At 41.7% G+C, this 12,265-nt stretch carries 14 protein-coding genes; all 14 read left to right on the top strand.

Annotation, left to right across the window (positions count from 1 at the left end):
* Nucleotides 1-86: 86 nt before the first annotated feature.
* The 14 genes from HMPREF2766_RS09100 to HMPREF2766_RS09035 all read left to right on the top strand — a co-directional run bounded on the left by HMPREF2766_RS09100 (nt 87) and on the right by HMPREF2766_RS09035 (nt 12,265).
* A complete protein-coding gene (locus HMPREF2766_RS09100) occupies nt 87-302 on the top strand; it encodes a hypothetical protein (protein WP_000492029.1) in 216 nt (71 codons plus the stop codon).
* A 333-nt stretch (nt 303-635) separates the two neighbouring features.
* A complete protein-coding gene (gene tsaB / locus HMPREF2766_RS09095; RefSeq protein WP_070569447.1) occupies nt 636-1,319 on the top strand; it encodes a tRNA (adenosine(37)-N6)-threonylcarbamoyltransferase complex dimerization subunit type 1 TsaB in 684 nt (227 codons plus the stop codon).
* On the top strand, nt 1,316-1,753 hold the full coding sequence (rimI, locus tag HMPREF2766_RS09090) for a ribosomal protein S18-alanine N-acetyltransferase (RefSeq protein ID WP_070569444.1): 438 nt from the start codon (nt 1,316-1,318) through the stop codon (nt 1,751-1,753). Before tsaB ends, rimI begins: the two co-directional genes overlap by 4 nt.
* A complete protein-coding gene (tsaD, locus tag HMPREF2766_RS09085; protein WP_070569441.1) occupies nt 1,743-2,753 on the top strand; it encodes a tRNA (adenosine(37)-N6)-threonylcarbamoyltransferase complex transferase subunit TsaD in 1,011 nt (336 codons plus the stop codon). The genes rimI and tsaD overlap by 11 nt, the downstream gene beginning before the upstream one ends.
* A gap of 108 nt (nt 2,754-2,861) precedes the next feature.
* Nucleotides 2,862-3,725, top strand: a complete 864-nt coding sequence (locus HMPREF2766_RS09080) for an XRE/MutR family transcriptional regulator (protein ID WP_070569438.1) — start codon at nt 2,862-2,864, stop codon at nt 3,723-3,725.
* A 115-nt stretch (nt 3,726-3,840) separates the two neighbouring features.
* Nucleotides 3,841-4,506 (top strand): CPBP family intramembrane glutamic endopeptidase, encoded by a 666-nt coding sequence (locus HMPREF2766_RS09075; RefSeq protein WP_070569435.1) that lies wholly within the window; start codon nt 3,841-3,843, stop codon nt 4,504-4,506.
* Nucleotides 4,507-4,576: 70 nt separating this feature from the next.
* A complete protein-coding gene (locus HMPREF2766_RS09070) occupies nt 4,577-5,803 on the top strand; it encodes an MFS transporter (RefSeq protein ID WP_070569432.1) in 1,227 nt (408 codons plus the stop codon).
* Between the two features lie 193 nt (nt 5,804-5,996).
* Nucleotides 5,997-6,620, top strand: coding sequence for a hypothetical protein (locus HMPREF2766_RS09065; RefSeq protein WP_070569429.1), 624 nt, complete (start codon nt 5,997-5,999; stop codon nt 6,618-6,620).
* A gap of 136 nt (nt 6,621-6,756) precedes the next feature.
* On the top strand, nt 6,757-7,452 hold the full coding sequence (locus HMPREF2766_RS09060; protein WP_000659754.1) for an AzlC family ABC transporter permease: 696 nt from the start codon (nt 6,757-6,759) through the stop codon (nt 7,450-7,452).
* A complete protein-coding gene (locus HMPREF2766_RS09055; RefSeq protein ID WP_000253946.1) occupies nt 7,442-7,765 on the top strand; it encodes an AzlD domain-containing protein in 324 nt (107 codons plus the stop codon). Before HMPREF2766_RS09060 ends, HMPREF2766_RS09055 begins: the two co-directional genes overlap by 11 nt.
* A 102-nt stretch (nt 7,766-7,867) precedes the next feature.
* Nucleotides 7,868-8,710, top strand: a complete 843-nt coding sequence (locus HMPREF2766_RS09050) for an amino acid ABC transporter substrate-binding protein (RefSeq protein ID WP_070569426.1) — start codon at nt 7,868-7,870, stop codon at nt 8,708-8,710.
* Between the two features lie 154 nt (nt 8,711-8,864).
* Nucleotides 8,865-9,719 (top strand): MetQ/NlpA family ABC transporter substrate-binding protein, encoded by an 855-nt coding sequence (locus HMPREF2766_RS09045; protein WP_000694527.1) that lies wholly within the window; start codon nt 8,865-8,867, stop codon nt 9,717-9,719.
* A 118-nt stretch (nt 9,720-9,837) separates the two neighbouring features.
* Nucleotides 9,838-11,211, top strand: coding sequence for a M20 family metallopeptidase (locus HMPREF2766_RS09040; protein ID WP_070569422.1), 1,374 nt, complete (start codon nt 9,838-9,840; stop codon nt 11,209-11,211).
* Complete coding sequence (locus tag HMPREF2766_RS09035; RefSeq protein ID WP_070569419.1) at nt 11,204-12,265, top strand: methionine ABC transporter ATP-binding protein; 1,062 nt, start codon at nt 11,204-11,206, stop codon at nt 12,263-12,265. The genes HMPREF2766_RS09040 and HMPREF2766_RS09035 overlap by 8 nt, the downstream gene beginning before the upstream one ends.

Here is a 12,265-nt window from a genome sequence, read left to right as displayed (position 1 = left end):
CCAATGTTGAATTACATTTTAACATTGATAGACCAACATTGTCAACAGTTTATATAAAAATAGGAATACCAAAAGGAGGATTAAGAATGTTTAGTTTGTTTGAATTTGCAGTAGGGGTTCGCCTCTTGATGTTTGTAGTCTTTGTAGCTTGTGTCTATGGGGGGAATGCCCTGTTTGTGCATCTGGAACACCGCAAAACAAAATTCCTTTGGAAGCTTGCTTTTGTGACTCTCTATTCAATTTTTCTCCTCCTTGTAACCTATGTTGTCTGGCTCGTTTTCTACTTTGGTTTAAATGCCTAAAGTCAATTATTCCTCTAGATATACAGAAAATCCACCTCGTCTTGATAGATGGGATGGACTTTTTTTATTTTTAGGTGCTATCTTTATTGTTATGACGATGATTTCTAACATCGAAAATCGAGTTAAAGCATATATGACTTATTTACATTTCTTACGAAGAACCTTTCAATTTCCTTGTTCACTTTTCCATTCAAAAAAAACTACAACTTTTTTTAATTTTTTTGCAGAATTGTCTGTCTAAGTGGCAGGCCCTTTTGTTTCAAAATAAAGAAAATTCCCATGCGCTGGCTTTTGTAGTATAATAGTAAACAGACAAAAAGATAGGAATGTGTTATGAAAGTATTAGCTTTTGATACGTCCAGCAAGGCTCTTTCTCTCGCTATTTTAGAGGACAAGCAGGTTCTTGCCGAGACGACGATTAATATTAAGAAGAATCACAGTATTACCCTCATGCCAGCCATCGATTTTTTGATGGCAAGTTTGGATTGGACACCCAAGGATTTGGATCGAATCGTGGTAGCTGAAGGACCAGGTAGTTATACTGGCTTACGAATTGCGGTAGCAACTGCCAAGACACTGGCTCATACCCTGAACATTGAGTTAGTTGGCATGTCTAGCCTCTTGGCTCTGGTGCCACGCCAACAAGAAGGCTTACTTGTTCCCTTGATGGATGCGCGTCGCAACAATGTTTATGCAGGATTTTATGAAAATGCCAAACCTGTCATGCCAGAAGCACATCTGTTCTTTGCGGAAGTGCTAGAAAAAGTCACGGATGCTGAACAGGTGACCTTTGTCGGAGAAGTTGGCCCCTTTGTGGAGCAGATCCAAGAACAGCTACCACAAGCTAGCTACCAAGAAAGTTTACCTAATGCAGCGAATCTTGCTCTTTGGGCTTGGGATAAGGAAGCAGACTCCTTGCACGACTTTGTACCAAACTATCTCAAGCGTGTAGAAGCTGAGGAAAACTGGCTCAAGAACCACACCGAGTCTGGCGAGTCCTACATTAAACGCCTATGATAAAGATCAAACGAATCCAACAGCAGCCTGACTTGGATCAAGTCATTTACGCTGTCATGGAAGCTGTTTACCCAGTCAGTCCTTGGACACTGGAACAAATCCAAGCAGACCTGTCCCAAGACCAGACTTGGTACGCTCTAGCTTATGATGGGGCAGAAGTGATTGGCTTTATAGCTGTGCAGGAGAATCTCTTTGAGGCAGAAGTCTTGCAAATCGCTGTCAAAAAAGCCTATCAGGGTCAGGGAATTGCGTCAGCCTTGTTTGCTCAATTGCCAGCGGATAAGGAGATTTTCCTCGAAGTCAGAAAATCTAATCACCGAGCGCAAGCATTTTACAAGAAAGAAAAGATGGCGGTCATCGCTGAGCGAAAGGCCTACTACCACGATCCAGTTGAGGATGCCATTATCATGAAGAGAGAAGTAGATGAAGGATAGATATATTTTAGCATTTGAAACATCCTGTGATGAGACCAGTGTTGCTGTCTTAAAAAATGACGACCAGCTCTTGTCCAATGTCATTGCTAGTCAAATCGAGAGCCACAAACGTTTTGGTGGCGTAGTACCAGAAGTGGCTAGTCGTCACCATGTCGAGGTCATTACAGCCTGCATCGAGGAGGCGCTAGCAGAAGCAGGGATTACCGAAGAGGACGTGACAGCCGTTGCCGTTACCTACGGACCTGGATTGGTTGGAGCTCTACTAGTTGGTTTGTCAGCTGCCAAGGCCTTTGCTTGGGCGCATGGTCTGCCACTTATCCCCGTCAACCACATGGCTGGCCACCTCATGGCGGCTCAGAGTGTGGAGCCTTTGGAGTTTCCTTTGTTGGCACTCTTGGTCAGCGGAGGACACACCGAGTTGGTCTATGTGTCAGAGGCTGGGGATTACAAGATTGTTGGGGAGACACGAGACGATGCAGTTGGGGAGGCTTATGACAAGGTCGGCCGCGTCATGGGCTTGACTTATCCAGCCGGTCGCGAAATTGACGAGCTAGCCCATCAAGGTCAGGATGTTTATGACTTCCCTCGTGCCATGATCAAGAAAGACAATCTGGAGTTTTCATTCTCGGGTTTGAAGTCTGCCTTTATCAATCTTCACCACAATGCTGAGCAAAAGGGAGAAAGCTTGTCTACAAAGGATTTGTGTGCTTCCTTCCAAGCAGCTGTTATGGACATTCTCATGGCAAAAACCAAGAAGGCTTTAGAAAAATACCCTGTTAAAACCCTAGTTGTGGCAGGTGGTGTAGCAGCTAATAAAGGTCTTAGAGAACGCTTGGCAGACGAAATCAAAGATGTCAAGGTCATCATTCCACCCTTGCGTCTCTGTGGAGACAATGCAGGTATGATTGCCTATGCCAGTGTCAGCGAGTGGAACAAAGAAAACTTTGCAGACTTGGACCTCAACGCCAAACCAAGCCTTGCCTTTGATACTATGGAGTAGAGAGTCAGCTTTAGGCTGGCTTTTTTGCTAAAATATTTTATAATATGTTAAAAAAGTAAAAGTTTTTACGAATAGAATAGTAAAGAGACTTGATAAGGGAGTTTGGCCATGATTGAAAAACAAGAATTAGGAGAATTTTACAAAGAATTGCGCCTGGCGAGAAAACTCAAGCAGTCAGATGTTGCTTGTGATGGACTGACAGCATCCCAGCTATCCAAGTTTGAACTGGGACAGTCTATGCTGTCTGCGGATAAGTTGATTCTAGCCATCCAAGGGATAAATGTGACCTTTGATGAGTTTGGGCACAAGCTCAATAATTATCAAGAATCTCCGCACATGCGATTTGGTCGAAAGGTTGTGGATCGTTTTGCCCATCAGGATATAGCAGGTTTAGAGCAATTGTTGAAGGAAGTCGAACAGGAACAGATGGCGCAGACTTATCGTCGTTTGAATGCTGTCGTGATTAAAAATGCTATCCATTCCTTGGATAAAAGCTATCTACTCGAAGAGGAGGAACGTGAGTTTTTGACCACTTATCTCTATGCTATCGAGTCTTGGACCTGGTTTGAACTCTATATTTTTTGCAATACCATGCCCTTCTTGAGTAATCAGGACCTAATCTTTTTATCAACCTCTTTACTTGAAAAATCAAAGGAATTTAAAGAATTGGCACACAATAGACTGTATATGAAACAAGGGCTGTTAAATATTATCTCAGAGCTCATGGAACGTAAACTTTTTTCCTATATCCCAATCTTTGAAGCCGAGTTGGAGAGCATGCTCCGTCCATACGATGTTTTTGAGAAATTATTGTGGCAGTTTTTAAAGAAGATGAGCATTTTCCTTCAAACCAAGGGAAGTAATCAAAAAGAGATTGAAGATTTTATCCAATCTCTACAAGTATTAGAAAATCCACAATTAACAGCTCTTTTTGAACTACGCTTACAGCAATACAAAGACCTTATCGATTAACAAACAATCGCAAAAATGAAATTTCTATAAGAAAAAATGTCAAATATGCGATTTTCTAAACTGGGACATTTTTCGTGTTATACTGTCTTTATTTCATAGTATAGGAGAAAATAGAATGAAAAAGATAATCTCACGCTACTACTTGTTTGTAGCTATGCTACTTGTCGTTGCTGACCAGTTCTTGATTCGTCTGCTCTTACACAGCGACCTTGCTGCTGGTCTATCTGATTTTGCCTATTATTTGTCAGATATGTTGTTGAATTTTCTAGTGGTTCTGCTTGCTATTATTGTTATGGTTTGGTCAGGAAAATGGCAGAAAATCAACAGTAGAAAATTTAAGGGATCCTATCTTTTTTATTCCTTCCTAGCCCTCCTAGCTTTTGTTATTTGGAATTTTGTAACCTTTTTTATTTTCCCCCCTACCAAAAATGAAATTGCTTATCAACTCGCCATTCCGACTTTTACAGGGGCTACAACATTTTTGATGTATTTTTTCTATCCTGTAATTGCAGGTCCCATTTTTGAAGAGATAATTTATCGTGGATTGGTGATGACCGCTCTGGAAAAAGGGAAGAAATGGAGACTGGATGTGCTTGGATCTGCTGCTTTGTTTGGAATCTTGCACATTAGTAATCATGGTTGGGTTTTGACAGACTTTTTCTCATATATGGGTGGCGGTCTCATATTTGCAGTCTTATTTAGAGTAACCAAGTCCATTTATTGGCCTATTGGACTGCACATAGTCTACAATGGCATTGGTCAAATTTTACCGTTGCTGTAATTTTAGGTGCTCAGCAATATCGGTCTATTCTTGGGGAAAAGTTCCCATTTGAATTCAAAAAGGAGTTGCGATGAAAGTATTTATTCAAAATAGAGATTTTAGGCAGTTAACCATCAACCAGTGGATTTCAACGGTTGGGGATACGATTTTTTATCTTGCTTTTTTGAATTATGTGGCAGACGCTTCGTTTGCCCCCTTGGCGATTTTACTCATTACGATTTCAGAGACTGTTCCTCAAGTTCTGCAAATCTTTATGGGAGTTTTGGCTGACTTTCAACACCATCGTGTTCTAAAGTATACGCTTATTAGTTTTGTCAAATTTGTACTTTATTCTATAGTTGCACTTTCGCTTTCAGGGCAGTCCTTTTCCTTATGGCTCGTATTCTTTATTTGTTTAATGAATCTCTTGTCGGATACATTGAGTTACTTTTCAGGAGCCATGCTAACTCCTATTTTTATAAGAATCATTGGGAAAGAACATCTGACAGAAGCTATTGGCTTTAAACAATCAACAGTTAGTTTAGTTCGGACAATCAGTAATATTCTAGGAGGGGTTTTACTAGGAATTCTTTCCATTCAGTTTATTTCCTTGCTAAACGCTCTGACGTTTCTGATAGCATTTGTAGGTATTCTCTTTATAAAAAATGATCTTTTGAAAGTTGAAAAAACAATTAGCTATCAAGAAGGTCTTTCTATAAAATCGTTTTGCCAGCATTTGTTCCAATCATCGAAATTGATCTGGAATATGGATAGAGTGATTTTCATTTTATTTATCGTCTCCATCAGCCAAGCTGTGATCAATGTCACTGTTCCTATTTCGACTCTTTTTTTAAGAATCCAACCGTTTTTGAATTTACAAACCGGTCAATCACTCGCTTTGTTATCAACACTAGAATTGTTAGCACTTATTGTTGGAAGTCTTGTGAGTGGCTATCTGAAAAATACGGTTTCTATAAAAACAGCTCTATACGCTTCGGTCGTCATCCAGTTACTCCTTCTAGTAGGATTTGCCACAGTTCATTTTGGTTTGATTCTGCTTTTCAGCTCCTTGGATGCCTTCATCGCAGGGTTACTCTCTCCTAGACTGCAAGAACTCGTCTTTAAACAAATACCTGAGGAGTCAATGGGAGCGGTTCAATCCTCTATTGGTGCTATTACGGTTGTTTTACCAAGTCTATTCACAATCGTTTTCGTAACGATTGCTACAAGTTTTGGGACCCTAGCGGTCAGCTTTATTCTATTGCTATTACTCCTAACCGCATTTGTCATGCTCTTGAATATTCGTGAGAGCATTTAGTAGGGAACTTTGATTTAACTTTTGTTCATACGATAAGGCTGGCGCTCCAGTCTTTTTCTTATCTCCAATATCTAATAATAGTCCTTGCTCAATTCCTTGTTACCTTAAATGAAAAAGTAATTTTAGAATCTAACCACGGAATCCGACTCTATCAAAGTTTGTCAATCATAGAGTTTTTTAGTATAGTAGAAATATGAAATTTACAAAAATAATCAGTGGTTTGCTTGCTCTTGGAGTGATAATCTTATTTATAAAATCTTACCAAAATTTTAAAAATTTGGAATTTCCTAGTACGCAGTTAGTCATGTTTAAATCGCTTTCGTTTTATATGTCTGTAGAATCTTTTGAAAATACATTTGTCGCAGCTGACAAAGTCGTGGAAGAGGAGGAAATGGCCTATCGCGACACTTGGCGTGCAGAAGACCCATATTTCTATAAAACAGGTCGCCTTTTCTATCACTATGAGCAGATTACTTTGAAAGGCTATCCAGGCCGAGCGACCTTTACATTTTCAAAATCGCATCGTTTGGAAGAAGCGACAGTTCATATTCCTGTAACTTCAAAGGTGGAGCAGAAAGTAGTGCTTAACAATCTATCCCAGACTGTAAAAAAAGAACTGGAAGAACTCCCAGATTACCAGTCCATGACAACTGATACAGTAGGCCTCTATGATGACGGTTATCGCTACAAGGTCAAGTTGAAGGGACAACAGTGGGAACTCTGGGTGGATGTCTATCCAACAGAAAATAAATATGCTACAGACACAGAAACCGATAAGTATACTATCCGAGTGGATCAATTTCTCATGTATCCATGATGCTTCCTCTTCAGCACTTTTTCTGGCAATAGGTTTCGAATCCGAAACTTTTTTCTCTTCTTTGAATATGTTATAATAGTCCGTGCTGTGGCTGTGATGACGAACAGCCGCAATTGGAGAGAATATGAGGAGAAGGATGAAAGAAAAAGGATTTTGGGAAGGTGTTCAGGCGGCCATGCCGACTGCTCTTGGCTATGTCAGCATTGGTCTAGCCTGTGGGATTATTGGTGCGCCTTATGTGACACCTGTTGAGATGGGCTTGATGAGCCTCTTTGTTTATGCTGGGAGTGCCCAGTTTGCCATGTTGGCACTGATTGCGGTACAAGCGCCTGTGGCAGCCATTGCTATGACAGTTTTTTTGATCAACTTGCGACTCTTTTTGCTGAGCTTGCATGCATCGACCTATTTCCGTCATACTAGTCTCTGGCAAAACATCGGTATGTCTAGCCTCTTGACTGATGAGACCTATGGAGTTTTGATGGGCGAATTAGCCCATACAGACAAAGTCCATCCTATGTGGATGCACGGGAACAATCTCAATAGTTATGTAGCCTGGTTTATTGGGACAGTGGCGGGGACAGCTTTAGGTGGCCTTCTTCCAAATCCTGAAGTCTTTGGCTTAGACTTTGCCCTTGTTGGGATGTTTATCGGGATTTTTACTTCGCAATTTCAGATTATGCAAAGACGGGTTCCTGTACGGAATCTGCTGCGGATCCTAGCCGTTGTTGCGGTGTCTTTCTTTTTGCTCTTGACAGTAGTGTCTCAGTCGCTAGCTGTTCTGTTTGCGACCTTGCTAGGTTGTACTATGGGGGTGGTCTTAGATGGTCAGTAAATATCTTTTGTTAGCCGTTATCTTTTCAGGCCTAGTGACTTGGGTTCCCCGTATGATTCCCTTCATCTTGGTTAAGTACAAGGGATTGCCAGCTATCGTTGAGCGTTTTTTGAAGTTCTTGCCTGTTTCCATTATCTTTGCCTTGATCCTTTCAAGCGTAGTGACTGGCAAGGTTGGCAGCCTTCCTCAAATCAAATGGCTGGACTTTTTAGCAGTCTTTCCAACGGCTTGGGTAGCCTTTCGCTACCGCAATCTAGTGGGGACGGTTCTTTTTGGAGTAGTCTTGATTGCAGTCTTGCGCCTGGTCTTTTAGTCAGCCATAAAAAAAACCTATCACCGAGATAGGTATCATATAATGGCGAAAAAAAATATTTTCTGTTAAGATAGTAAAGTATTCTATTTTGGAGGAAATGACATGAAAAAAATCGTCAAATATTCATCTCTTGCTGCTCTAGGACTTGTTGCCGCAGGTGTACTAGCAGCTTGTTCAGGCGGAGATAAGAAAGATACTGCAACTAGCGAAGCAGCATCTGGTAAGAAAGAAATCATCGTTGCAACCAATGCTTCACCAAAACCATTCAACTACGAAGAAAATGGCGAGTTGACTGGTTATGAGATTGAAGTAGTCCGTGCTATCTTTAAAGACTCTGACAAATACGTTGTCAAGTTTGAAAAGACAGAGTGGTCAGGTGTCTTTGCAGGTCTTGATAGCGACCGTTATCAAATGGCTGTGAACAATATCAGCTATACCAAAGAACGTGCTGAAAAGTACCTTTATGCAGCTCCAACTGCTAAAAACCCTAACGTTCTCGTTGTGAAGAAAGACGACGACAGCATCAAGTCACTTGATGATATCGGAGGCAAGTCTACTGAGGTCGTTCAAGGGACAACATCAGCTAAACAGCTAGAAGATTATAACAAACAACACGCAGACAATCCAACTGTTCTTAACTACACCAAGGCTGATTTCCAACAAATCATGTCTCGTTTGAGCGATGGTCAGTTTGACTACAAGATCTTTGATAAGATCGGTGTTGAAACAGTTATCAAGAACCAAGGTTTGGACAACTTGAAAGTCATTGAACTTCCAAGCGACCAACAACCTTACGTTTACCCACTTCTTGCAAAAGGTCAAGATGAGTTGAAATCATTTGTAGACAAACGTATCCAAGAACTCTACAAAGACGGAACTCTTGAAAAATTGTCTAAACAGTTCTTCGGAGACACGTATCTCCCAGCAGAAGCTGATATTAAATAGTCGTATGAAATCATCCAGTCTGAGAAAGGCGGATGATTTCTCAATTTTTAGGTATATAGTTTCAAACTATATGTCTGCCTATCTAATAACAATTTGCTAAATCAAATAAAGTATGAGATACTATTACGGTATTATTTTTAAAGGAGATAGAATCATGAAAATTAAAAAATGGCTCGGTGTAGCAGCTCTTGCTACAGTCGCAGGTTTGGCTCTTGCAGCTTGCGGAAATTCAGAAAAGAAAGCAGACAACGAAACAGTTGTCAAAATTGCAACAGTTAACCGTAGCGGTTCTGAAGAAGCGCGTTGGGATAAAATCCAAGAATTGGTTGAAAAAGATGGAATTAAATTGGAATTCACAGAGTTCACTGACTACTCTCAACCAAACAAGGCAACTGCTGATGGCGAAGTAGACTTGAACGCCTTCCAACACTACAACTTCTTGAATAACTGGAACAAAGAAAACGGGAAAGACCTTGTAGCGATTGCAGATACCTATATCTCACCAATCCGCCTTTACTCAGGTAAAAATGGGGAAGAAAACAAGTACACCAAAGTGGAAGAAATCCCAGATAACGGTGAAATCGCCGTACCAAACGATGCAACAAACGAAAGCCGTGCGCTTTACTTGCTTCAATCAGCTGGTTTGATCAAATTGGATGTTTCTGGAACTGCCCTTGCAACAGTTGCTAACATCACAGAAAATCCAAAGAACTTGAAGATTACTGAATTGGACGCTAGCCAAACAGCTCGTTCATTGTCATCAGTTGATGCTGCCGTTGTAAACAATACCTTCGTTACAGAAGCAAAATTGGACTACAAGAAAGCACTCTTCAAAGAACAAGCTGATGAAAACTCAAAACAATGGTACAACATCATTGTTGCGAAAAAAGATTGGGAATCATCACCTAAGGCTGATGCCATCAAGAAAATTATCGCAGCTTACCACACTGATGAAGTGAAAAAAGTTATCGAAGAAACATCAGACGGTTTGGACCAACCAGTTTGGTAATAAGACACAGGGAGGTGGGAGAGAGTTTCCACCTCTTGCTTTTGTATAGAGAGTTGATTTTAAAGAGGCACTTGTGGTCGTTCTAAGGACACAAGTACGTAGTAGAAAGAGAGAGAAAATGGTTTTTCCTAGCGAACAAGAGCAGATTGAAAAATTTGAGAAGGATCATGTGGCCCAACATTATTTTGAAGTCTTGCGCACCTTGATTTCCAAGAAATCAGTCTTTGCCCAGCAGGTTGGACTCAAGGAGGTCGCAAACTATCTGGGTGAGATTTTCAAGCGTGTAGGGGCTGAAGTGGAGATTGATGAGAGCTATACGGCTCCCTTTGTCATGGCGCATTTCAAGAGTTCGCGTCCGGATGCCAAGACCTTGATCTTCTATAATCACTATGACACCGTGCCAGCGGATGGCGACCAGGTGTGGACAGAGAATCCTTTTACCCTTTCTGTGCGAAATGGCTTTATGTATGGACGTGGGGTTGATGATGACAAGGGCCACATCACGGCTCGTTTGAGTGCTCTGAGAAAGTATATGCAGCACCATGATGACCTGCCTATCAATATCAGCTTTATCATGGAAGGGGCAGAGGAATCTGCTTCCATGGATCTAGATAAGTATTTAGAGAAACACGCGGACAAACTCCGTGGGGCAGATTTGTTAGTTTGGGAACAAGGGACCAAAAATGCCTTGGAGCAGTTAGAAATTTCTGGTGGAAACAAGGGAATTGTGACCTTTGATGCCAAGGTAAAAAGTGCTGATGTGGATATCCACTCGAGTTATGGTGGTGTCGTGGAGTCGGCGTCGTGGTACCTTATCCAGGCCTTAAGTAGCCTGCGAGCTGCTGATGGACGTATCTTGGTAGAAGGCTTGTATGAGGATGTTCAAGAGCCAAATGAACGAGAACTAGCCTTGGTAGATGCCTACGCCCAACGCAATCCTGAGGAAATCAGTCGCATTTATGGTTTGGAATTGCCTCTCTTACAAGAGGATCGTGCAGCCTTTCTAAAACGTTTCTTTTTCGAGCCAGCCCTTAATATCGAAGGGATTCAGTCAGGTTATCAAGGGCAAGGGGTTAAAACGATTTTGCCAGCAGAAGCCAGTGCCAAGTTAGAAGTTCGTTTGGTTCCTGGCCTAGAACCGCATGATGTTCTGGAAAAAATTCGGAAACAGCTAGACAAAAATGGCTTTGATAAGGTAGAATTATACTATACCTTGGGAGAGATGAGCTATCGAAGCGATATGAGCGCACCAGCCATTCTCAATGTGATCGAGTTGGCCAAGAAATTCTATCCACAGGGCGTTTCAGTCTTGCCGACCACAGCGGGGACAGGGCCTATGCATACGGTCTTTGATGCCCTAGAGGTACCAATGGTGGCCTTCGGTCTAGGAAATGCCAATAGCCGAGACCATGGTGGAGATGAAAACGTGCGAATCGCCGATTACTACACCCATATTGAATTAGTAGAGGAGCTGATTAGAAGCTATGAGTAGAGATATTATCAAGTTAGATCAGATCGATGTGACTTTTCACCAAAAGAAAAGAACCATCACAGCGGTCAAGGATGTGACTATTCACATCCAAGAAGGGGATATCTACGGAATCGTTGGATATTCTGGAGCAGGGAAATCAACCCTTGTACGGGTGATTAACCTCTTGCAAAAACCATCTGCTGGGAAAATTACCATTGATAACGACGTCATTTTTGATGGCAAGGTAACCTTGACGGCAGAGCAGTTGCGTCGCAAACGTCAAGATATCGGGATGATTTTCCAGCATTTCAACCTAATGAGTCAAAAGACAGCAGAGGAAAATGTGGCCTTTGCCCTCAAACATTCTGGACTCAGCAAGGAAGAAAAGAAAGCAAAAGTAGCTAAGTTGTTGGACTTGGTTGGCTTGGCGGATCGTGCTGAAAACTACCCTTCACAACTATCAGGAGGGCAAAAACAGCGTGTAGCCATTGCGCGTGCCTTGGCAAATGATCCGAAAATTTTGATTTCAGACGAGTCAACGTCTGCCCTCGACCCTAAGACAACTAAGCAGATTTTGGCCTTGTTGCAAGATTTGAACCAGAAATTAGGTTTGACGGTTGTCTTGATTACGCATGAAATGCAGATTGTCAAAGACATTGCCAACCGTGTGGCGGTCATGCAGGATGGCCGTTTGATTGAAGAAGGCAGTGTCCTTGAAATCTTCTCAGACCCTAAACAACCTTTGACACAGGACTTTATCTCAACAGCTACAGGTATTGATGAAGCCATGGTCAAGATTGAGAAGCAAGAAATCGTAGAACATTTATCTGAGAACAGTATCTTAGTGCAGCTCAAGTATGCAGGGGCTTCGACAGATGAACCACTTTTGAATGAATTGTACAAACATTACCAAGTAACGGCCAATATCCTCTATGGAAATATCGAAATTCTCGATGGCACTCCTGTCGGAGAATTGGTGGTGGTCTTGTCAGGTGAAAAAACAGCACTAGCAGGTGCCCAAGATGCCATCCGTCAGGCTGGCGTCCAGTTAAAAGTATTGAAGGGAGGACAGTAA

Origin of the sequence: Streptococcus sp. HMSC076C08 (assembly GCF_001810825.1) — a bacterium.
Taxonomy (GTDB): Bacteria; Bacillota; Bacilli; order Lactobacillales; family Streptococcaceae; genus Streptococcus.
This window is presented reverse-complemented; position numbering and strand designations above follow the sequence as displayed.